Source organism: Enterococcus sp. AMC1157, from assembly GCF_058216555.1.
The window spans coordinates 1,384,434-1,405,141 of the sequence record NZ_CM177099.1 but is presented as its reverse complement, the minus strand read 5'-3'; the positions used below and the strand labels follow the sequence as shown (position 1 = coordinate 1,405,141).

The following is a 20,708-nucleotide window of genomic DNA, read 5'->3' as shown; positions in this document are numbered from 1 at the left end:
ATAGAATCAATGGATATGCAACATTAAAGTTCAAATTTCTTTATTAATTTACATAAAAAAAGAACTTTCGATTCATTTTGGAATCGAAAGTTCTTTTCGTATTATAAACTCGCAATCGTTTCATCAAACTCTGCTTTGATTTCAGCTAGTTTTTCTGGGTTTTCTAATAGCTCTAAGATAGTCAGAGATAATCCTTGAGCGGCTTTAATTAGTCCATTTTTTCCATCTGGAGAGATAGTTGCTGCAGCCATTTCTTTTGTATGACCACCAACTTCTGTTCCGCAGATTTTAATCAAACCTTGGATAGTTGGGCAACGGTAGCTTACAGCACCAACATCGGTAGAGCCAGCAGCTACTTCGTCAACGGGTTTAATATCTTCTACCCCTAGTTCAGTATATTTTTCAGTTAATAAATCAGCTAGTTTGTAGTTAATAACCGTATCTTCATAAGGACATTCGTAAGTGGATGTTTCAAAAGTTACGCCATTTGCTTTACAAATACCATCAACTGCTTGCACAGCTTTTTCTGTTAATTCTTTGGCATAACCAATTGTTGGTGCACGGAAGTAATATTCTAATGAAGCATAGCCAGGAATAACGTTAGCCGCTTCACCACCATCTTTAATGACCCCATGAATATACGTGTGAGGGGCTGCAAATTGACGTAATAGATTGATTTGTAAATAACTCATGACTGCCGCATCTAAAGCAGATGCACCTTTTTCTGGTCGACAAGCATGAGCATTTTTACCAAAGAATTCAAATTTGATTGGGTTTAGAGCATTTGATCGACCACCTACACCATTATGGTCAGCAGGATGGACCATTAAGGCTACGTCTACATCATCAAAAACGCCTGCTTCTGACATACTGACTTTTCCACCAAAGTTTTCTTCTGCAGGTGTACCCACAACCAAGAGTTTACCGCCGTATTGATCGATGACAGCTTTGACTGCTTCACCAGTGGCTACTCCGATTCCAGCGATTAGATTGTGTCCGCAACCATGTCCAACTTCTGGTAGAGCGTCGTATTCGCACATAACAGCGATGGTTGGACCAGGTTTTCCAGTATCGTATTCACCAAGAAAGCCAGTAGGTACGACATAACCAGAAGTCGTTTTGAATCCTACGCTATCTAAATAGTTTACCAAGAGTTTCATTGTTTCGAATTCTTCATTCCCAATTTCAGGATTATCATACATAATTTGAACAAGTTCCATATAAGCATCAATTTTATTTTCGATGGAAGTTAATAAAGTTTCTTTTGCTGTCATATCGTTACGCTCCTATATTTTAAGTGTCAAAGTTTATTCTTGAATGGATTGTTTAGCTAATTCTTCCGCTTCTTGACGCCATTTTTCTAGATTACCGTTATCTTTATTTTCTTGAATGACTTTATTAGCTAATTCGATTAATGAAGCTGTGTCGTCACCTTTAGGGAAACCAATGACGTTAGTTGCATATTTTTCTTCAGGATCTAAGTCGAACCCATCTTTAGGTAAAATCACTAGGTCAGGGAAAGTAGTTAGTAAAGGTTCTACTGATGAAGTAGAAACAGTCACTGCTTGAATATCACCTGAATTTAAGGCCAAGATAGACGCATCCATTGTTCCGAATTGTTTAATATTTTTTTCATCTGTTAAAGTTGCCGCTGTTTCATACTGAATCGAACCGCCTTGAGCACCAAAAGTTAAATTGGCAGCTTTTAAATCATCCAAGGTTGCATATTGATCAGCAATTTCTTTTTTCACAAGAATTCCTTGGTAACCAGTACTTGCTTCTTGTTGGTAACCATCAGAAAAATCCATGATATTGCTTCGTTCATCAGTTCCAACGAAACCTGAAATTCCGAAGTCGACGCTGTTCGTTTGGATATTTGCCAATACGCCGTTAAAGTCAGTTGGTTTAATTTCTAACTCTACACCAATTTCTTCAGCGATAGCTTTAGCAAGTGAGATATCACTACCAACAATTTCTTTTTCGCCATTTTCATTTAAGATGTAAAATTCAGCAGGAGGGAAGTCAGGTGAAGTCCCAATAACTAATTTACCACTTTCTTGAATTTGAGCTAATTTATCTTGAGCTTCACTATCGGAATTACTTGAATTGCCTAAACCACAAGCTGCCAAAGTTAATGTAGCAAAAATACCTAATAATGCAAATGTCATTTTTTTCATAATAAAAACTCCTTAGTTGTATAGTATAGTTTTGAATAATTAAAAAGTAATCTGATCTAAAAATTCTTGTGTACGCTGATGTTGTGGATGATCAAACAATTCAATTGGTGTGCCTTCTTCAATTACAATTCCATGATCGATAAACATTACACGAGAAGCGACTTTTTTCGCAAAATTCATTTCATGGGTCACAATGACTGTCGTCAAATTACTTTTTGCTAAGTTTTGGATAACTAATAATACTTCTTTGACCATTTCAGGATCCAAAGCCGAAGTGGGTTCATCAAACAGCATGACTTCTGGTTCCATTGCTAATGCACGTGCGATGGCCACCCGTTGTTTTTGACCACCAGATAGTTTATTTGGATAACTATCTCGCTTATCTAGGAGCCCAACTTTATCTAATAAATCTTCCGCTATTTTAGTAGCGGCTTCTTTTGATAATTTTTTTAATTTCATCGGTGCTAAAATAATATTGTCTAAAACAGACATGTTAGGGAAAAGATTAAAGTGTTGGAAAACCATTCCGATATTTTCACGAATCTGATTGATTTCGTTATCTTTTAATTTAGGATCAGTCAATAGTTGATCTTTAAAATAAACATTACCATCAGTCGGTTTTTCCATTAAGTTAAGACAGCGCAAGAAAGTGGACTTACCTGAGCCAGATGGTCCAATAATAGCAACCGTTTCTCCTTGTTCAATTGTTGTGGAAATTCCGTTTAATACTTGTAGTTTACCAAATGATTTGGTTAAATTTTCAGTTTTAATCATGTGCATGTAACCTCTTTTCCAATTGCTTAATAAGTGATGTTAATGTAGCGGTTAATAAGAAATAAATGAGAGCGACGACGACTAAAGGTTCAAATATCGAATAAGTAACGGCTTTGACGATATTTTGGGTATACATGACATCAAAAATCCCGACTACTGAAACAATGGAAGATTCTTTAATCATCATAATAAATTCATTTCCCAAACCAGGTAAAACAACACGGATTGCTTGGGGAATAATTACTGAACGCATCGTTTGTCCATGACTTAAACCTAACGAACGACCTGCTTCCATCTGTCCTTTGTCGATGGACTCTAATCCTCCTCGAAGCAACTCACAAATGTAAGCTCCTGAGTTAATTGAGAGAGCAACCACAGCAGTTAGGAACTCTCGTGAACCATAAGTGGAACCTAAAGCAGATATCGCAGGAATAGTCAGGCCAATTAACGGAAATCCATACAACCAAATGTATAATTGTACAAGAAGAGGTGTTCCTCGAATGACTTGAGTGTAGGCAGCCGCAATACCTTTAAAAATTTTTGAGTGAGATTGTTTCATTAAGGTCGCAATCAAACCAATGATTGAACCCATTAAAACAGTAATTAATGATAAAACAATGGTAACAATTGTACCGTCAATAAAAGTTGGAATCCATTTTACCATTTTTCCAAAATCTAAGACTATTCCTAATGCATATTCCATTTATAATCCTCATTTCTATTTCACTTGAATAAATTGCATATTTTATTAATAATTAAGCTATGAAATGTATATTAATACAAAAATAAATTGAATGCAAGGTTTTTTGCATGTTTATACGTTTTTTTCATTTTTTAGTGTAATTTATAGACAAAGCAGAAAAGTGAAAACTTTCAGTGAGACTGTTTAGGAAAATTCTCAGTGCAAAACACTTTTTAATTTCTAGAGATATAGTTTCAGAAAGTCATAATTTTCTATTGATGACAAGAAAATAGATTAAATGATATGATGTAAGAGAACTATCATCCTACATTATAGAACGATAGTTAGAACGATATTAGAGGAGGAAGTTAGATGAGTTTAACAGATACTTATAAATTATCAAATGGAGAAAAAATTCCAGTAGTGGGTTTTGGAACTTGGCAAACACCTGATGGGGAAGTAGCTGAGGCATCGGTATTAGCTGCCTTAAAAGCGGGTTATCGTCATATTGACACAGCGGCTGTTTACAAAAATGAAGAATCTGTTGGAAGAGCAATTGCTAAAAGTGGCATTCCTAGAGAAGAAATTTACGTGACAACGAAATTATGGAATGATGGTCATTCATATGAAGGTGCAAAAAAAGCTTTGGATGAATCATTATCAAAATTAGGTTTGGATTATGTGGATCTGTATTTAATTCATTGGCCGAATCCAGTGGCGATTCGTGACACTTGGAAAGAAGGAAATGCTGAAGCTTGGCGAGCAATGGAAGAAGCTGTAGAAGCTGGTAAAGCAAAATCAATCGGTATCTCAAACTTCATGCCTCATCATATTGATGCATTATTAGAAACAGCTAAATTAAAACCAGTTGTGAATCAAATTTATTTAAATCCTAGTGATATGCAAGCAGCAGTCGTTGCTCATAATAAAAAACATGATATTTTAACTGAAGCATATAGTCCTTTAGGAACAGGAAATATTCTTGAGATTGCTGAATTACAAGTTCTTGCTGAAAAGTATGATAAAACGGTTGCTCAAATTGTTTTACGTTGGAGCTTACAACACGGCTTCTTACCGCTACCAAAATCAGTGACTGAATCAAGAATTATTGAAAATGGTCAATTATTTGATTTTGAGTTATCAGAAGAAGATATGCAAGCAATCGACCAATTAAAAGGTGCAGCAGGAATTGCTTCAAATCCTGATGAAAAGAACTTTTAAGTAGGTCTTGATTACCTGAAGATGAAGAACTAATCGATACTGGAGGAATTAGTGTGGAAGAATCAATGTTTCGTTCATTATTTTTTGGAGCACCACCATTTTTCATGATCGTTTTTATCGTGGTATTTGGGATTATTGCTGTGGTTTTTATTAGTCTAATTGTCAACGCAGTCTTGAATGCCTCCGCTTCACCTGAGACGATTATAGTTACTTTAATTGGCAAAGATACCTCAGTGTGGGGGCAACACAATAATAACACTAGCTATACGTTTATTTTTGAAGATGAAACGGGGAACCGTTTGAACTTTAATGTAAGGAAAAGTAATTATCATCAATACGTTGTTGGTGACTATGGTCGTTTGACCTATCAAAGAAAGTTATTCAAAGAATTTGAGTTAATGAATTAATAAAATATCCTAACGAGCTCGTATATTTCGCTAGCTCGTTAGGATATTTTGATGTTTATTTGATTATTTTACAATGGTCCATTCATCAATAGTTTTACCTTCTTGGTCTTTAAAAACTAACCAACCATTTCGACCACCATAATATAGGAAGAGTCCACTTTCATTGACACTCTTTAAGATAACATCTTCAGTTGTGACAAAGTTTTCGATTTTATCTTCTTGTTCTTTTCTTAGTTGAGTGGTCATTCGTACATCCAAACCAATCGAGCCATCTTTATTTAACTCGTAGTCCTTACGCAATTTTGCACCTTTTTTTATCAGCATTTCATTGCGTTTTTGCCAAACAATCGTAGCCTTACAATCGAAGTCATCCACGTAAAACTCGATGTTACTGACGTCTTTGCGCCATCTGTGTTGTGCTTTCGCTGGACGAGGTTTTTTAGGAGCCTCAGGAGCTTTTAAAACAAAACCAAATTTTTCTAAAATTATCAAAACTGTATCTTGATAAGCAGAGACACTGTTGTAATAGTTAGCTGGAATCGCTAAGCTTTTTGGTTTTTTCGTTAATTTAATATTTGCTTCTTCTGCCGTTTCTACTAGACGTTGTGCGAGATAATCTAATTCTGTGTCCCAAGGGGGAGTCAGTTGAACGAAGGTGTCAAAAGAAGTACGGGTTGTTAACTTTTCATTTGCGACACCGATTTCTTTTAGCGTATTTTCTTTAAAAAGTAGGTAGACACTAGCTGTTGATTCGAAAACAGTTTTATCTTTCGTGTAATGAATGGTAAGTTGACCTAAATTATCTGCCAGCTGTAAATTTATGTTTTCTTTTGATAGTGAGAGAGTTGCCTGAATGGTCATTGTCGTTGCTCCTCATAAGATATATTTGGTAATATTATAACAAGAAGAAAAACGCTTTGGAAGAAACACGCCTAGTGAAAGAAAGGAAGTTTTTTATGAGTCAGGAGTTGGCAAAGAAGCTACGTTTAAGTTTAGATGAACCTATTTATGTAATCTATCCTCCGACAAAAGAGTATTTTTCAGCATTTAACATTTTTGATGAACTCCCTTCTGAGCCGGTAGAGACTATCATTCTTTTCGTAAAAACACTTGAAGAGATGCAAATTGAAATTCAGCAATTAATTGATAGACAAGCATTAGCAATGGGTGGACGTTTACTGGTTTGTTATCCTAAAAAAGGAAACAAGGTTTTCCTAACGTTTATTCATCGCGATGAAATTTTGCCAGCCTTAAAAGTTAATCAAGAAGGGTATATTGACCAATCAGATTATAAATTCAATCAAATGGTCAAACTTGATGATGTCTACACAATTATTGGGCTGAAAAGAACCGTGACAAAAAAGAAACGTACAGCTAGTCAATCAGTTGCAGATTATGTTCAGTTTATTCCAGAATTAGAAAATTTGTTGGCGAAAACGCCAGCTGCTTTACAGTTTTTTAAAGAGTTGACACCGGGATACCAAAGAAACTGGGCACGTTTTGTTTTTAGTGCTAAAAGAGAAGCAACTAGAGAAAAACGATTGAATGAGACAATTGAACTCCTATTAAAAGGGATAAAATCAAAAGATTTAGCATAAAATAAGAAAACATATCCGAATGAGATAGAATCAACTCACTCGGATATGTTTTTATTCTGGCGTTGTAGGATCAGTATTGCGAATGAGAACTTGCCATTCAAAGTCAGTAGGAGTCAGTTTTCCATTCTCCAAGGTATATTCAGAAACATGTTCTTCCTCATTGTCTTCATAGGTCGTGTATAGATTGATTCGATGTTCATCTAGAGTTTCTACGCGATAGATACCAAAAGAAGCTTCTCCTTTGCCATCTGAATAAATTTCAAAAGTACCATCAGGATTGTAATTCCAAACACTTTGATAATGATAGTCAGGATTTTCATTAATCCAGGTACCAATAATACTCTGGCTAAAGTCAATTTCTCCTTCAACAACATCCATATAAGTCAAATCACTTAATTCTTGTTCTGTATCTCCTTCTCTCAAAAAGTTCCCAAGATAACCTAAGTTAAGAGAAGTGCTAGATTCATTAAAACGAGCGATAAAATAATTTCCAATATTATCAATTTCAGTGTCAAAACCATAAAATTTTAGTAATTTCATATCATTTGTAGCAGCTGCCACCTGAAGCGTTCCTTGACTAATAATGTTACCTGAAAACTGCCAATTCCCCTCTGAATCAACGGTTAACGTTAAATTTTCTTGTTTCCAAGTACCGACAATATTTGCTGGATAGACAGTGAGTTCTTCTGAAGTAGAGCTTTCTGAAATAGCAGGTTCAGAAGTGCTGTGAGTAGTAGAGACCTGTGTACTTTCATCTGTGGGTGAAGTTTGTCGATTGCAAGCGGTCAAAATGATTAAAAAAGATAAGGCGATTACTAAAATTTTCATTTGAATCAACTCCTTTATTTCATTATATAACATTTAGGAGATGTATAAAAAAGTTAACCATTTGATTGGTGAAATAAATGAATTACGCTATACTCAACTTAAGAAATCAATAGAGAGGAAGAATCCAATGCAAAAGAAAATCAAGGTTTCACGAGAACAACCCATTATTAATTTGATTCCAGAAATTGTACATGGTCATCGAATTGAAGGTAGTAATGCAGTTTATCGACCGTTAAGCTTGAGTTTAATGCGACCACGAATGTCTTTTCCATATGATACACCTCACAAAAATTTGCCGACAATCATTTGGCTGTGCGGAGGAAGTTTCTCTGCAATGGACCGAAATGTTTGGACACCGGAATTGGCTTGGTTTGCTAAGCTTGGCTTTGCTGTTGCAAGTATAGACTATAGTGTGACCGCTCGAGCAAAATTTCCTAATCAAATTGAAGATGTTAAATTAGCAATTCGCTACTTAAAAGCTCACGCAGAAGAATTAGGTTTAGATCCTCAGCGATTTGTGGCAGTGGGAGAATCAGCTGGAGGTTATTTAGCTGCTTTAGTTGGTGCAACGGCGAATACACGAGAATATGATGTAGGAGACTATTAAAAGTATTCTAGTCGAGTGAAAGCTGTTGTTCCTTAGTATCCATATTTATTTCTGGGCAAACGCCACCGTTTCTTATTTTACATGGAGATGCCGACACGAGTATTCCTGTACGACAGAGTCAATTGTTATACGATGCTTTACAAGCTGCGGGAATTGCGTCGGATTTCTATATTTTTGAAGGCGCAGAGCATCCCGATGCACCTTTTACACAAGAATCAACCAAACAACTTATTTTAGACTTTTTAAATCGAGTGTTAAACTAAATTTAGCACTAAGATAGACTAAAGGAGGCAGTCAATATGAAATATATTACATTAAATACGGGAGTAAAATTACCAATAATCGGGAGTGGTACCAATACCTTTGGAAAAGTTGATCGTGACTATATGGGGGAAATTAATGGCGATCAAACAGAATTGAAGGATGCGATTGAACTAGGGTATCGTCATTTTGACACAGCAATTGCTTATCGAAATGAAACTGTTGTTGGACAAGCGATTAAAGATAGTGGTATTCCTCGGAGCGAATTTTTTATCACTTCAAAGCTTCCAGGAAAACCTGAATACACGGCAAATGAAGAGGCTGTACGAAAAGGCGTGGAAGAAAGTTTACAAGCTTTAGACACTACTTATATTGATTTGTATTTGATTCATCATCCTTGGGAAAACTTAGACGAAATTGTTGCTACGTGGCATGTTTTAGAAGAATATGTCGATCAAGGAATTTTAAAAGCAATTGGCGTGTCTAATTTTAAAGAGCCTGAACTTAGTCATTTAATCAAACATGCTCGGATTCAACCAGCTGTCAATCAAATTGAATCTCATCCAGGTAAGTGGAACGATGATATTCTAAATTACTCATTGGCAAATCAAGTCGTGCCAGAAGCTTGGGGACCACTCTCAAGAGTCAGCGAAGAGGCCAAAGAAGTCTTAACCAAAATTGGCGAAACTTATAGAAAAACTTGGGCACAGGTTATTTTACGCTACCAAATCGAACGAGAAGTAGTAGTGATTCCCAAATCTCATAATAAAGAACGTCAACAATTGAACTTAGAACTATTTGACTTTGAATTAACGAAAGATGAAAAACAAACAATTAGCCAACTTTAAAATAGTTGAACAATTTGTCTAAAAAAGGAGGAATTCATTTGAATCAAGAGGAATTTGTAACAAAATATAGTGTGGATCGTAAAAACACTGGTTCATTGAAATGGGATGCTTTAGAAGAACGTTTTGGGGATGCAGAATTATTACCTGCTTGGGTGGCAGATATGGAATTTTCTGTACCGGAAACGGTCAAAGAAGCATTGATTCAAAGAATTTCTCATGGGATTTTTGGTTATTCAATGGTCGCAAAAGATTACTTTAATGCCTATCAGGGTTGGCAACAGCGACATGAACAAACGGTTTTTAAAGAAGAATGGTTATCTTTTTCAACTGGAGTCGTACAGTCATTGTATGATATTGTGGACTGTTTTACAGAAAAAGGTGACAAGGTTATCATTCAGCCACCTGTGTATTATCCTTTCTCCAATGCTATTCGTGATAAAGGCCGGCAAGTAGTTTCTTCCGAATTACAATTGGTTGATGGTCAATATCAAATGAATGTAGCTGATTTTGAAGCAAAACTTATTGAACAACAACCAAAATTATTTATTTTATGTTCTCCTCATAATCCAGTCGGTCGTGTATGGACGGCTACTGAGTTGGCGGATGTTTTGGCTTTATGTGAAAAACATCAGGTGTTGGTCTTAGCTGATGAAATTCATTCAGATATTGTTCTAACTAAAAGAGGTTTTTGTTCAGCACTGACTGTGGAACAAGGCAAGTACCAAGATAATTTGATTCTGGTAAACTCACCATCCAAAACCTTTAACTTAGCTAGCTTGTTAAATTCCCATGTCTGGATTCCAAATGAAGAGTTGCGTAATCAATATCAAGCGTGGAAAAGTCAATATAAGCAAACGGAGAATAGTTTGTTAGGACAATTAGCCGCAAAAGTCGCCTATGAAACGGCAGATGAATGGTTAGCTGGGTTGTTAACAACGATTCAGTCCAACTATGATTATGTAAAAGAACAAGTTGCACTACATTTACCAAAAATTGAAGTAGCTAATTTAGAAGGAACCTATCTTCTTTGGTTAGATCTTCGTGGTTATGTGGAAAAAAGTCAGGTAAAAGAAATCGTTCAAGATCAGGCAAAATTAGCGATTGATTTTGGTGAATGGTTTTCACCAAATAGCAAAGGGTTTATTCGTTTGAACCTAGCGACTACTCCTGAAAATATTCATCAAGCAGTGAAACAATTAATTGCGGCTATTTTAGAAGAATAAAAATAAAAAGACTATTTGTAAGCTAAGCCTTACAGATAGTCTTTTTATCTTTTTTTTCATCATTGACCTAGATAAGAATCTCTTATAGTGAAGTGTAGAGTTTGTTGTAAACAGCAATAATTTTTTCATTTTTGAGATATTCAAACTATTTCATCTAGCGAATTGCTGGAAGTAATGATAAGATGAAAAACGGTGAAATTTAATTTAGTTTAGGCGGAGGAATGAAATGAAGAACTTATTTACAAAACAACGAGCACAAGAGGCTTTTTATGTGGTATTGGGCTCATTTATTTTAGCAATATCAATTAATTGTATATTATTACCCAATCAAATTGTTGCAGGTGGTGCGAACGGGATTGGCGTGGTTTTAAATCACTTATTTGGTTGGAATGTAGCGATCACTTTATATGCAATTAATATACCTTTATTGATTTTATGTTTTTTACTTTTAGGAAAAGAAGTTGGCTTGAAGACTATTGTCGGAAGTTTAATTTATCCTTTTTTTGTTGGAGTTACGTCAAGTTTTCCTGCATTAACTGAAAATTTATTTTTGGCGGCTTTATTCGGCGGAATTCTTACTGGGATTGGCTTAGGATTAGTATTTAGAGGAAATGCTTCAACAGGTGGAACGTCTATTCTGACCCAAATTGTTCATAAATATCTTCATGTTTCATTAGGTGTGGCCTTGTTGTTTGTAGATGGTTTGGTGATTTTATCAGCCTTGGTCGCTTTTGATACGGATGTAGTTCTATTCTCTTTAATCAGTTTGTATCTGATTGGACGTGTCGTTGATATTGTTCAAGTTGGTTTAGACCGATCGAAAAATGTCATGATTATTTCGCCAAAATATGCAGAAATCCAAGCAGCATTAACGACTAAATTAGATAAAGGAGCAACCTTAATTCCTATTGAGGGTGGATACAGTAAAGCTCCAAGTAAATTATTAATGACTGTCATGAATGAGAAAGACTTCCCACAAGTTAGAGAAGAAATTTTATCGATTGATGAAACAGCCTTCTTTATTACTTTGAGTGCTAGCGAAGTCCACGGCCGTGGTTTTAGTTTAAAACGAGTAGCCGATGAATACGGTGTAGAAATGAATCAGTTGTGATAAGAAACAGGTGGAATTTATACTTCCATCTGTTTTTTTGATACAATGAAAGAAAGGAAGTGTAGACATGATCGAATTAAATAATATTAGTAAACGTTATGGAAACAAAACAGCCTTGGAAAATTTAAGCTTAACCATTAATCAGGGTGAAATTTTTGGCTTCTTAGGACACAATGGTGCCGGGAAATCCACTACAATTAAGAGTTTAGTTAGTATCATTCAACCGACTCAAGGAACAATTACAGTAGATGGATTAGCGTTAACCGAACATCGTCAAGAAATAAAAAAGAAAATTGGTTATGTTCCAGACTCGCCAGATTTATTTCTACAATTAACAGCAGGGGAATATTGGGACTTAATGGCTGCAGCTTATGAAATTGAACCAGTAGTTAAGGATGAACGAGTTCAAATGCTGGGTAAACTGTTTGATATGTTATCTCATCAAGAAGAAACTTTAGCTAGCTTTTCACACGGGATGCGTCAAAAAACAATTATTATCGGCGCCTTGTTATCCGATCCTGATATCTGGATTTTAGATGAGCCTTTACAAGGATTAGATCCCCAAGCTGCTTTTGATTTAAAAGAAATGATGCGAGCCCATGCTGATAAAGGGAAAACAGTCATTTTTTCTACCCATGTGTTAGATACAGCACAACAATTGTGTGATCAGTTGGCTATTCTGAAAAAAGGAGAGTTACTCTACAACGGATCCGTGGCCGATTTATTGGCAACTGCGCCAGCAGAATCATTGGAATCTATCTACTTGAAAATGACAGGTCGACAATCTCAAGAAGTGGAGGGCACTCATGAATAAAAAACAAATAACTGAACTGATCAAAGTTAACTTGAGATACGCTAATCCACAAGTGACTGACAAAGCGCGAAAGTCAGGTAAAAGTGGGGCAAAATTAACACGTTATATCTTGATGCAATACCTATTGTCAGGAGGTCTTTTTCTAGTTGTATATGGTTTTTTAATGTCAATGTTAAATTTTAATGAAATGCCAGGATTTTTTACTTATTACGTGGCTTTATTTGGAATCATTGCATTTTCTCAAGGGGTTTCAACTATTTACAATGTCTTTTTTGAGAGTCAAGATTTACCAGCCTATTTACCCTTGCCTTTTAAACAGAATGAAATTTTTATAGCAAAAATTTTAGTAGTTGCCATGACGGTGATTCCTTTCATTTTACCAATATTAGCAGTGTTTATTTTAGCTGGTATTCAAGCAAGAGTATTCTTGGGACTGGCTGTTATCCTAGGATTGATTTTATTTTTCTTATTCGTAGCGTTGATTTTTAGTTTATGTAGCTTTATTGTTTTTGGTCTCACTCGAACAGCTTTTTTCAAAAAACATAAGCAAACAGTCACTAGTTTATTATTGGTATTTTCAACGGGGATTGCTGTAGTAGGTATCTTGATGATGAACAGACAATCAGGAAATATAGAAAGTATGGGTCTCGATCGCAGCAATATCTTGCCGTTGTTACCTTTCTATTATGCAGTGACCAGTCCGTTTACCACTAGAGGAATCATGGGTATTTTGGGGCTTGTCGTATTGACAGTGGGAATGCTTTATTTGATGAAAAGAACCCTCTTGCCAAAATTATACGAGCAATTACTAGATGCTTCGTCAAAAAGTAGTTCTATCAAGCGCAAGCGTAAAAGCAATCAAAATTTGCGACAACAACTATTCAGTTACAATGCTCAATTGATCAAAGATCCCAACTTAATTATGCAAGTATTCTCGAATTCAGTATTGATGCCGGTTATTTTTATCCTTACTTTTGGTATCACTAATCGTTTGAATCTTTCATTCTTAGATATTCGTTATTTAGGAATGGCTTTTTTCGTTGGTGTAGTCTTCTCCACGCTCTCTGTCAACCCAATGTCTTTTGCAGGAAACATTATTTCTCTAGACAAAGAAAATTTCCTTTATATTCTTTCATTACCTTTATCGATGAAACAATACCTGAAGGAAAAACTTCTTTTTGTATGTATTATTCAAGGAATGATTAATGGATTTATTGTAATAGCAACTGGGCTATTTTTCCGTGTCCCTATCCTACATTTACTTAGTTTAATTGTGGGGACACTAGTGGGAACCTATCTGTTTGCTCAACGCTATTTCGTTAGAGATTATCGACTGCTCAATCTTTATTGGATCAATATCAGTCAATTATTTACAAGAGGTGCGGGCAATTGGGGTATCGCATTTATGATGATGGGGTTAATTTTTGGTGGGGGAATCTTATTAGTCCTCTATGGTTTAGGAGTAACAAGGTATTCCTATATTATTGATATCCCTGTATTTTTAACATTCATCGTATTAGCAGTTCAGTGGCAATTGTACTATCAAAAAAACTTTTGGGAAAAAATTGATTAATTATTTTATCTAAAAACTTAGTATAAGAATTTTTATAACCAAAATTAAGAAGGATTGTTTAAGGGACAGAGAGCATGTTTTATCGGCTTTCTGCTCTTTTTATTTTATTGAAAATTTTTAATACATTTAGAATTTTTTTGAGTAATTATTATTGAGGAGAAAAAATATCAGATTTACTGTCATACAAGTGCAGTTATTGTGAGGCCTTGGTACTACCCCTACCACCAGATCGCGAATTCTAGAAATCGTTGGTCGAGGAGGGAGTGCCAATGAAAAACAATGGTAACGGGAAAGGTTACGTTCTTAAATATAATGTTGCAAAACATTATAGTAATTCTGATACTAGTTAATCTAGTGCTGGGGATTGCGAGCAAAATAAAAGACTTAAAGGAATAATCCTTTAAGTCACCCAAATACCATTGCCGAAGCAATATGAGCAAGTTTATAAAACAAGTTCAAGATGATGACTAATGTGGTTATTTTGAGTTTGTTTTTATTTTGTAAAAAAACTAAAATTTTATTTTTAGAAAATATTCTGAAAATTTAGATAAAGGTATTTACATTCTGTAATTATCATGGTTAAATATATAAACAACGATAGTTTTTCGTTGCTGGATATATGGTGTACAAGATGAATTCTATTCATCTTTCACAATAACCCCTGGGACGTAACTCCCTCAATGAAAAACAAGGAATTTCTAATTTAATTAGAAATTCCTTGTTTTTTTGCTTATTCCTCAGTGTCTGTACGTACAATCAATACATCACAAGAGGCATGGCGGATAACATATTCCGATACGGATCCGATGAATAATCTTTCAACGGCATTTAAGCCAGTTGCACCTAGCATAATTAAGTCGACTTCTTTGTCTTCAGGAATATGTTTAGCAATTAAAACCTTTGGAGAACCGTACTCAATCGTAGTTTCTACATTACTAACACCTTGCCCTAGAGCAGTGCTTTCATACTCTTTTAAAGATGCTTTTGCCATCTCAGTTGCTTGTTCTGCAAGAACGGTATCAAAGGAAGTAACAGATTGAAAAGCCCGAGTATCAATAACATGAACCAATAGCAAGGAAGCTTGGTTTCTTTTTGCGACATTCACCGCTTTTTTGAAAGCAATCTCGGCTTCTTTGGATCCATCCACTGCGACCATAATTCTTTTATATTGTTGTAGCATAATAACACATCCTCTCTTCTATCTTACTTATATTGTAAGCTATTTTAATGAAAAAAGAAAAAATAATTCGCTGGATTTAATGCATTTTTTTTGAAAACTGCATACTAAATAATGCAGAAACAACCATCATTACAGCAATGAAAAATAAAGTAACAACTGTTTGATTCACAAAAATTAGAGCAACACTAATCAAGCCCAATAACACAAAAATATATCCGTAATTTTTTAAAAAGCGACTATTTACGTCATTTCTTTCAATCATTGAATAAAACAAATTTTGTTGAATGAGTGTGGCACCTAAAAATAATAAGATAGCTGCCATAAATAATAGCAAGAAAGTAATCATGGGAATTCCTCCAAAAAAGTAAGTAATCTATCATTCCTTAAGTCAAGTATAGAAGAACTTCTTAGAAACTGCAATGAATGAAAAAACCTCTCACCAAAAGGTAAGAGGTTTACTTGAAAAAATATGGGTAAGATCCGTCGATGCCGTTTTTCGTCCCGGAGTATTGATCCCGCAAATTCTAGCAGGTGGGTTCTACGGTTATAGTTTTCGAACTACCAAATGATAAGGCATGTTACCAACTACAACACCGGACAGATCCCAAGATATCAATAAAAATGTTCGGTCAACACTAAATAAGGATAACTCGTACATCACAGATTTCCCACTTCTATATTAGCATAACCACAAAAAAGTATCAATAGAAGAACCTCTAAAAAGAAAGCGTTTCCTGATGTATCATTACCATTCGCTACACTACACAACGAAGTCTGCTTTTGTCGACCTTGGAATCAACTGGAGCCAATAGTCTCCCGTTGGTTCCTTTTGGTGACAGCGCAGTTTTCGTTGTTCTAACGGCAAATTTTACGTTAACAAAATAGTCTCAAAAGTCGGCAAATCAATAGGTAGGAAAATTCCCATTGTTAACTTGAATAGTCTGTCATTTCTCACAATTAAATGTTCAGTTTTTATTAGTTATTTCTAATAAAAAGTCGATTACTTATTTTTTTTTCGACTTTGTAATTGTTGGTAACGCATGCCTAATGCTTGCTCATATTTTCCAGTTGTTTTTGGTTGATAGTAGGTTTTGCTTTTAAGTTTATCAGGTAGATATTGTTGATTGACCCAAGCATCTTCAAAATCATGCGGATACTGATAGCCAATCCCACGATTTAATTCTTTGGCTCCTTTATAATGGCTGTCTCGTAAGTGACTAGGCACATCACCAGCTTTACCTTGACGAATATCGGCAATCGCATCATCTAAAGCTGTGTGGGCACTATTTGATTTTGGTGAAAGGCATAAATCAACGACTACTTGTGACAAAGGTATCCGAGCTTCAGGTAGACCTAAACGTTCGGCTGCCAATACAGCACTAACGGTTCTTGAAGCGGCATTAGGATTAGCAAGACCGATATCTTCGTACCCGATGACCATTAAACGACGACAAATAATTGCCAAATCACCCGCTTCAATTAAACGACCGAGATAATGCAAAGCAGCGTCGACGTCACTTCCGCGAATTGATTTTTGTAAAGCTGAAATAACATCATAATGAGCATCGCCATCTTTATCATGAGTCAGAGCTTTTCTTTGAACACACTCTTCAATAACTCCTAAAGTCAAATGAATTTGTGCATCTTCTGATGGTGGAGTAGATCTCACAGCTAATTCAAGTCCGTTTAAAGCACTGCGTAAGTCGCCATTGGTTGAGCGAGAAAGATGTAAACGAGCATTTTCAGCTAAGTCAACTGGGTACTCCCCTAAACCACGTTCGTTATCAGCTAGAGCCTGATCTACAGCTTTTAAAATATCTGCTTCTTCTAACGGAAAAACTTCAAAAATTTGTGTTCGACTGCGAATCGCCGGATTGATTGTGATATATGGATTTTCAGTGGTGGCACCAATCATAATAATTTTGCCGCTCTCTAGATGAGGGAGTAAAAAATCTTGCTTCGTTTTGTCCAAACGATGCACTTCATCTAATAATAAAATGACGGTTCCACTCATCCGAGCTTCTTCGGCGACAATTTGTAAATCTTTTTTGGTATCAGTGGCGGCATTTAACATCCGAAAGGCATAGCGAGTGGAGCCAGCAATCGCACTGGCTATACTTGTCTTCCCAGTACCTGGAGGACCATATAAAATCATAGAAGAAAGCATTTTTGCTTCTACCATTCGACGGATGATTTTTCCTTCACCTACCAGATGTTGTTGTCCAACGACTTCGTCTAGATCACGAGGTCGCATACGATAAGCAAGAGGTTGTTGCATAATCAACATCCTTCCTTTTAAATTCTCTCTATAGTATAGCATAAAAGCAAACGTACATTCGTTTTTTGTGATTAAAAAAGTTTTTAGGATAGCAAGGAAGCGCAGAATTGTGTATGATAGATGAGAAGCAAAGTGCAATGATATTAAAACTTTGCACGTACATTTTTAATTGGAAAAAGAGGATTTGATGAAAGAAGTACAAGAGATTTTTAACACCCATTCGACAGTTGAAATTGCTCGTTATTTAGTGGGCATGTATTTGGAACATGAGACACCTCAAGGAAAACTAGGAGGTTATATCGTTGATTGTGAAGCTTACTTAGGACCAGAAGATCAAGCAGCCCATAGCTTTGGTATGCGAAAAACACCCAGAGTAAAAGCGATGTATCAAAAACCAGGGACAATCTATCTTTATTCGATGCATACACACTTAATTCTTAATATGGTCACTCAACCAGTGGGAATTCCTCAAGGTGTGATGATTCGTGGTTTTGAACCAGTAGAAGGTTTGGCTGTGATGGAAAAAAATCGTGGGAAAATTGGCAAAGATTTATCCAATGGTCCGGGAAAATTAGTGGCTGCTTTAGGAATTTCCCCAGAACTTTATGGAGAATCGATTTTTACTAGCTCTTTGCACCTCATACCTGAAAAAAGACGAGAACCCAAAGAAATTGAAGAATTACCTAGAATTGGAATCCCTAATAAAGGGGAATGGACGGAAATGCCTTTACGTTTTGTAGCAAAAGGGAATCCTTATGTCACTAAAATTCGCAAAAATGACATAGATGCCAACCATGGCTGGCTGTAAGAAAAGAGATCATTCCCATTTACTAGAAACTCCAAACTAGTAGAATGATAGTCATAAAAATGACTAATATTGAAACGAAATAACCTAATACTTTATTTAGAGGAGAAATCAAATGGCAAAAGAAACGATGTTAACTTATTTAGATAAACAATTAACGAAAAAAATTACTGAATATGATGTGGCGATTGATTGGGATGCTCGCAATCATACGGCCGAAATTATTTTTCGCTTATTTGCTGAAAATAATAATGGTGCAACTATAGATGACGTAGAGGGTATAGCTTCAGAAGAAGAAATTATTGAGTTTGAAGATGGAATTTTACTGTTTAATCCTCTAAAATCTTCTTTTGACGAAGAAGATTATTTAGTTAAAATCCCTTTTGAAGGAAAAAAAGGGATTCCTAAAAATGTGTTAGATGGACTTGTGGATTATTTACAAGAAATCTTGGATCAAGGACAAAGTGATTTGTTGGACTTTTTAGCAGATGAAGAAGCGGAAGTTTTTGAATTACATTTCTCAGAACAAAAATTCCAAGACTATGTTGATAAATATACAGATACAAGCTATTTACCTTATCCTAGCTATTAGGACGGACTAGAGGAGAATGACGAATGAAATGGAATGAAGTAAAGATAGAAACAGCTAGTGAAGCTGTCGAAGCGGTAGCCAATATTTTGATGGAAGCTGGGGCTAGTGGTGTAGCAATTGAAGATTCTTTAGATATCGAAAACTTTCAAGGTGATATTTATGGAGAAATCTTGGATCGTGAGACCTATACAACTTTGGATGAAGGAGCCTATGTAGCAGCTTATTTTCCAGAAACCATTTTTTTACCAGAAATTTTACCTTTTATCAAAGAACGGGTCGCTAAATTACCTGAGTTTGGTTTAGCTATTGGAAAAAATGAAGTCACAGTCAGTGAAGTTGCGGAAGAAAATTGGGCCACTGCTTGGAAAAAATACTACCATCCAGTGAGAATTTCAAGATATTTAACGATTGTTCCAAGTTGGGAAGAATATACGCCTCAACATGTCGATGAAAAAATTATTACTTTAGATCCAGGAATGGCTTTTGGTACGGGAACACATCCCACCACACGTTTAACCTTACAAGCTTTGGAGGTTGCCATTCGTGGGAATGAAACAATTTTAGATGTTGGAACAGGTTCAGGAGTATTAAGTATTGCCAGTAAATATTTTGGGGCAAATGATGTCTATGCTTTTGACTTAGATGATGTGGCAGTTCAAGCGGCCCAAGAAAACATGGATTTAAATGAGGTAGCAAAAGATGTTCACGTTAGCGCCAATGACCTACTAAAAGGAGTCGAAATTGAGGCGGACATTATTGTGGCCAATATTTTGGCAGATATCATTGTCTTGATGATTGAAGATGCTTGGCGTTTGCTGAAAACAACTGGGACTTTGATTGTTTCAGGGATCATTGAGGAAAAGAAACAGATGGTAATTGATGGAATGGAAGCCCAAGGATTTGTTGTGGATCAAATTTTCCAACAAAAAGATTGGTATGCGATTTTATTAAAGAAACCTGAGGAAGAATAAATGCAACGATATTTTTTAAAAGAACCTTACCAAAAACAAGAAAGCTATGATGTTCATGGAGAAGCTTATCATCATATGATTCGTGTAATGCGGATGTCTACAGGAGACCAAGTGTTTTTGGCATTTGACAATCAAGTATCAATTATTGCAGAAATCAGTGAAATAACGGAAGAAGCAGTCGTATTAATTGAAGTTGCCAAAGAGCAGCAGAAAAAAGAGTTGCCGATTCAAATAACAATTGCCAGTGGTTATCCAAAAGGAGACAAGCTAGAATTAGTCGTTCAAAAAGGAACAGAGCTAGGAGCAGCTAGTTTTATTGGTTTCCCAGCCAAAACTTCTGTGGTGAAATGGGATGGCAAAAAACTCAGTAAAAAACAGCAACGTTTAGAAAAAATCGCTCAAGAAGCAGCGGAACAATCCCATCGCCAAATTACACCAACAATTGAATTATTGATGAATGAGACAGAATTTTTTCAAAAACTAACGAATTATGATGTGATTATTGTGGCTTATGAAGAATCCGCAAAGCAGGGAGAGACTGCTCAGTTAGCGCAAATATTCCAAACTATTGATTCAGGGAGTCGGGTACTGGCTATTTTTGGTCCTGAAGGAGGCTTAACGCCAAACGAAGTCGAAACTCTCGTAAATGCGGGAGGAAAATTATGTGGGTTAGGACCGCGTATTTTAAGGACTGAAACAGCTCCGTTCTATTTATTAAGTGCGGCAAGCTATCAATTGGAGTTAGCTAGATAACACGT

At 35.8% G+C, this 20,708-nt stretch carries 23 protein-coding genes and 1 other RNA gene; 14 read left to right on the top strand and 10 right to left on the bottom strand.

Annotated elements, in window-relative coordinates:
- Positions 1-101: 101 nt before the first annotated feature.
- From AC4BBX_RS06820 to AC4BBX_RS06805, 4 genes are read right to left on the bottom strand one after another with little or no spacing between them, the layout of a single operon-like run.
- On the bottom strand, positions 102-1,274 hold the full coding sequence (locus AC4BBX_RS06820) for a M20 family metallopeptidase (protein WP_490455687.1): 1,173 nt from the start codon (positions 1,272-1,274) through the stop codon (positions 102-104).
- A 33-nt stretch (positions 1,275-1,307) separates the two neighbouring features.
- A complete protein-coding gene (locus tag AC4BBX_RS06815) occupies positions 1,308-2,177 on the bottom strand; it encodes a transporter substrate-binding domain-containing protein (protein ID WP_490455686.1) in 870 nt (289 codons plus the stop codon).
- A gap of 39 nt (positions 2,178-2,216) precedes the next feature.
- On the bottom strand, positions 2,217-2,951 hold the full coding sequence (locus AC4BBX_RS06810; protein ID WP_490455685.1) for an amino acid ABC transporter ATP-binding protein: 735 nt from the start codon (positions 2,949-2,951) through the stop codon (positions 2,217-2,219).
- Positions 2,944-3,654, bottom strand: a complete 711-nt coding sequence (locus AC4BBX_RS06805) for an amino acid ABC transporter permease (RefSeq protein ID WP_490455684.1) — start codon at positions 3,652-3,654, stop codon at positions 2,944-2,946. The genes AC4BBX_RS06810 and AC4BBX_RS06805 overlap by 8 nt, the downstream gene beginning before the upstream one ends.
- Before the next feature lie 351 nt (positions 3,655-4,005).
- Here AC4BBX_RS06805 and AC4BBX_RS06800 point away from each other — a divergent pair, with 351 nt between their 5' ends.
- Both AC4BBX_RS06800 and AC4BBX_RS06795 read left to right on the top strand, forming a co-directional pair.
- Complete coding sequence (locus AC4BBX_RS06800) at positions 4,006-4,854, top strand: aldo/keto reductase (protein ID WP_490455683.1); 849 nt, start codon at positions 4,006-4,008, stop codon at positions 4,852-4,854.
- Between the two features lie 53 nt (positions 4,855-4,907).
- The gene (locus AC4BBX_RS06795) at positions 4,908-5,261 is read left to right on the top strand and encodes a DUF2500 domain-containing protein (protein WP_490455682.1); all 354 of its coding nucleotides are present in this window, start codon (positions 4,908-4,910) and stop codon (positions 5,259-5,261) included.
- A gap of 63 nt (positions 5,262-5,324) precedes the next feature.
- Here the strand turns inward: AC4BBX_RS06795 and AC4BBX_RS06790 are convergent, their stop codons facing one another.
- The gene (locus AC4BBX_RS06790; RefSeq protein ID WP_490455681.1) at positions 5,325-6,122 is read right to left on the bottom strand and encodes a hypothetical protein; all 798 of its coding nucleotides are present in this window, start codon (positions 6,120-6,122) and stop codon (positions 5,325-5,327) included.
- Positions 6,123-6,217: 95 nt separating this feature from the next.
- Between AC4BBX_RS06790 and AC4BBX_RS06785 the strand changes: the two genes are divergently transcribed.
- Positions 6,218-6,859: a YdeI/OmpD-associated family protein gene (locus tag AC4BBX_RS06785; protein ID WP_490455680.1), complete on the top strand. Its 642-nt coding sequence runs from the start codon at positions 6,218-6,220 to the stop codon at positions 6,857-6,859.
- Positions 6,860-6,910: 51 nt separating this feature from the next.
- On the opposite strand, the gene AC4BBX_RS06780 is transcribed toward AC4BBX_RS06785, so the two are convergent.
- A complete protein-coding gene (locus AC4BBX_RS06780) occupies positions 6,911-7,687 on the bottom strand; it encodes a hypothetical protein (RefSeq protein WP_490455679.1) in 777 nt (258 codons plus the stop codon).
- 127 nt (positions 7,688-7,814) lie between these two features.
- On the opposite strand from AC4BBX_RS06780, the gene AC4BBX_RS06775 reads away from it, so the two are divergent.
- From AC4BBX_RS06775 to AC4BBX_RS06745, 7 genes are all read left to right on the top strand, one after another.
- Positions 7,815-8,294 (top strand): alpha/beta hydrolase fold domain-containing protein, encoded by a 480-nt coding sequence (locus AC4BBX_RS06775; RefSeq protein ID WP_490455678.1) that lies wholly within the window; start codon positions 7,815-7,817, stop codon positions 8,292-8,294.
- Between the two features lie 41 nt (positions 8,295-8,335).
- Positions 8,336-8,557, top strand: a complete 222-nt coding sequence (locus AC4BBX_RS06770; RefSeq protein WP_490455775.1) for an alpha/beta hydrolase family protein — start codon at positions 8,336-8,338, stop codon at positions 8,555-8,557.
- Positions 8,558-8,593: 36 nt separating this feature from the next.
- Positions 8,594-9,403 (top strand): aldo/keto reductase family protein, encoded by an 810-nt coding sequence (locus tag AC4BBX_RS06765; RefSeq protein ID WP_490455677.1) that lies wholly within the window; start codon positions 8,594-8,596, stop codon positions 9,401-9,403.
- A 38-nt stretch (positions 9,404-9,441) separates the two neighbouring features.
- Complete coding sequence (locus AC4BBX_RS06760; protein ID WP_490455676.1) at positions 9,442-10,626, top strand: MalY/PatB family protein; 1,185 nt, start codon at positions 9,442-9,444, stop codon at positions 10,624-10,626.
- A 226-nt stretch (positions 10,627-10,852) separates the two neighbouring features.
- Positions 10,853-11,737, top strand: a complete 885-nt coding sequence (locus AC4BBX_RS06755) for a YitT family protein (protein WP_490455675.1) — start codon at positions 10,853-10,855, stop codon at positions 11,735-11,737.
- 67 nt (positions 11,738-11,804) lie between these two features.
- Entirely contained in the window at positions 11,805-12,551 is a 747-nt protein-coding gene (locus AC4BBX_RS06750; RefSeq protein ID WP_490455674.1) for an ABC transporter ATP-binding protein, read from the top strand.
- On the top strand, positions 12,544-14,124 hold the full coding sequence (locus AC4BBX_RS06745; protein WP_490455673.1) for a permease-like membrane multi-spanning protein: 1,581 nt from the start codon (positions 12,544-12,546) through the stop codon (positions 14,122-14,124). Before AC4BBX_RS06750 ends, AC4BBX_RS06745 begins: the two co-directional genes overlap by 8 nt.
- A 730-nt stretch (positions 14,125-14,854) precedes the next feature.
- On the opposite strand, the gene AC4BBX_RS06740 is transcribed toward AC4BBX_RS06745, so the two are convergent.
- The 4 genes from AC4BBX_RS06740 to AC4BBX_RS06725 all read right to left on the bottom strand — a co-directional run bounded on the left by AC4BBX_RS06740 (position 14,855) and on the right by AC4BBX_RS06725 (position 17,582).
- The gene (locus AC4BBX_RS06740) at positions 14,855-15,304 is read right to left on the bottom strand and encodes a universal stress protein (protein ID WP_490455672.1); all 450 of its coding nucleotides are present in this window, start codon (positions 15,302-15,304) and stop codon (positions 14,855-14,857) included.
- 76 nt (positions 15,305-15,380) lie between these two features.
- On the bottom strand, positions 15,381-15,650 hold the full coding sequence (locus AC4BBX_RS06735; protein ID WP_490455671.1) for a hypothetical protein: 270 nt from the start codon (positions 15,648-15,650) through the stop codon (positions 15,381-15,383).
- A gap of 127 nt (positions 15,651-15,777) precedes the next feature.
- A non-coding RNA gene (gene ssrS, locus AC4BBX_RS06730) (6S RNA) lies at positions 15,778-15,973 on the bottom strand.
- Positions 15,974-16,304: 331 nt separating this feature from the next.
- Positions 16,305-17,582 (bottom strand): replication-associated recombination protein A, encoded by a 1,278-nt coding sequence (locus tag AC4BBX_RS06725; RefSeq protein ID WP_490455670.1) that lies wholly within the window; start codon positions 17,580-17,582, stop codon positions 16,305-16,307.
- A gap of 187 nt (positions 17,583-17,769) precedes the next feature.
- Between AC4BBX_RS06725 and AC4BBX_RS06720 the strand changes: the two genes are divergently transcribed.
- The 4 genes from AC4BBX_RS06720 to AC4BBX_RS06705 all read left to right on the top strand — a co-directional run bounded on the left by AC4BBX_RS06720 (position 17,770) and on the right by AC4BBX_RS06705 (position 20,703).
- Positions 17,770-18,390 (top strand): DNA-3-methyladenine glycosylase, encoded by a 621-nt coding sequence (locus AC4BBX_RS06720; RefSeq protein WP_490455669.1) that lies wholly within the window; start codon positions 17,770-17,772, stop codon positions 18,388-18,390.
- Between the two features lie 112 nt (positions 18,391-18,502).
- Positions 18,503-18,979: a DUF3013 family protein gene (locus AC4BBX_RS06715; RefSeq protein ID WP_490455668.1), complete on the top strand. Its 477-nt coding sequence runs from the start codon at positions 18,503-18,505 to the stop codon at positions 18,977-18,979.
- A 23-nt stretch (positions 18,980-19,002) separates the two neighbouring features.
- A complete protein-coding gene (prmA, locus tag AC4BBX_RS06710) occupies positions 19,003-19,950 on the top strand; it encodes a 50S ribosomal protein L11 methyltransferase (RefSeq protein ID WP_490455667.1) in 948 nt (315 codons plus the stop codon).
- Entirely contained in the window at positions 19,951-20,703 is a 753-nt protein-coding gene (locus AC4BBX_RS06705) for a 16S rRNA (uracil(1498)-N(3))-methyltransferase (protein ID WP_490455666.1), read from the top strand.
- The last annotated feature ends 5 nt before the right edge of the window (positions 20,704-20,708 follow it).

What these genes read in the sequence shown, in the direction of transcription:
- AC4BBX_RS06815 (WP_490455686.1), bottom strand. Translation starts at nt 2,177, where the DNA reads ATGAAAAAAATGACATTTGCATTATTAGGTATTTTTGCTACATTAACT.
- AC4BBX_RS06800 (WP_490455683.1), top strand. Translation starts at nt 4,006, where the DNA reads ATGAGTTTAACAGATACTTATAAATTATCAAATGGAGAAAAAATTCCA.
- AC4BBX_RS06725 (WP_490455670.1), bottom strand. Translation starts at nt 17,582, where the DNA reads ATGCAACAACCTCTTGCTTATCGTATGCGACCTCGTGATCTAGACGAA.
- AC4BBX_RS06820 (WP_490455687.1), bottom strand. Translation starts at nt 1,274, where the DNA reads ATGACAGCAAAAGAAACTTTATTAACTTCCATCGAAAATAAAATTGAT.
- AC4BBX_RS06705 (WP_490455666.1), top strand. Translation starts at nt 19,951, where the DNA reads ATGCAACGATATTTTTTAAAAGAACCTTACCAAAAACAAGAAAGCTAT.
- AC4BBX_RS06715 (WP_490455668.1), top strand. Translation starts at nt 18,503, where the DNA reads ATGGCAAAAGAAACGATGTTAACTTATTTAGATAAACAATTAACGAAA.
- AC4BBX_RS06790 (WP_490455681.1), bottom strand. Translation starts at nt 6,122, where the DNA reads ATGACCATTCAGGCAACTCTCTCACTATCAAAAGAAAACATAAATTTA.
- AC4BBX_RS06810 (WP_490455685.1), bottom strand. Translation starts at nt 2,951, where the DNA reads ATGATTAAAACTGAAAATTTAACCAAATCATTTGGTAAACTACAAGTA.
- prmA (WP_490455667.1), top strand. Translation starts at nt 19,003, where the DNA reads ATGAAATGGAATGAAGTAAAGATAGAAACAGCTAGTGAAGCTGTCGAA.
- AC4BBX_RS06805 (WP_490455684.1), bottom strand. Translation starts at nt 3,654, where the DNA reads ATGGAATATGCATTAGGAATAGTCTTAGATTTTGGAAAAATGGTAAAA.
- AC4BBX_RS06735 (WP_490455671.1), bottom strand. Translation starts at nt 15,650, where the DNA reads ATGATTACTTTCTTGCTATTATTTATGGCAGCTATCTTATTATTTTTA.
- AC4BBX_RS06745 (WP_490455673.1), top strand. Translation starts at nt 12,544, where the DNA reads ATGAATAAAAAACAAATAACTGAACTGATCAAAGTTAACTTGAGATAC.
- AC4BBX_RS06750 (WP_490455674.1), top strand. Translation starts at nt 11,805, where the DNA reads ATGATCGAATTAAATAATATTAGTAAACGTTATGGAAACAAAACAGCC.
- AC4BBX_RS06765 (WP_490455677.1), top strand. Translation starts at nt 8,594, where the DNA reads ATGAAATATATTACATTAAATACGGGAGTAAAATTACCAATAATCGGG.
- AC4BBX_RS06740 (WP_490455672.1), bottom strand. Translation starts at nt 15,304, where the DNA reads ATGCTACAACAATATAAAAGAATTATGGTCGCAGTGGATGGATCCAAA.
- AC4BBX_RS06755 (WP_490455675.1), top strand. Translation starts at nt 10,853, where the DNA reads ATGAAGAACTTATTTACAAAACAACGAGCACAAGAGGCTTTTTATGTG.
- AC4BBX_RS06775 (WP_490455678.1), top strand. Translation starts at nt 7,815, where the DNA reads ATGCAAAAGAAAATCAAGGTTTCACGAGAACAACCCATTATTAATTTG.
- AC4BBX_RS06720 (WP_490455669.1), top strand. Translation starts at nt 17,770, where the DNA reads ATGAAAGAAGTACAAGAGATTTTTAACACCCATTCGACAGTTGAAATT.
- AC4BBX_RS06780 (WP_490455679.1), bottom strand. Translation starts at nt 7,687, where the DNA reads ATGAAAATTTTAGTAATCGCCTTATCTTTTTTAATCATTTTGACCGCT.
- AC4BBX_RS06785 (WP_490455680.1), top strand. Translation starts at nt 6,218, where the DNA reads ATGAGTCAGGAGTTGGCAAAGAAGCTACGTTTAAGTTTAGATGAACCT.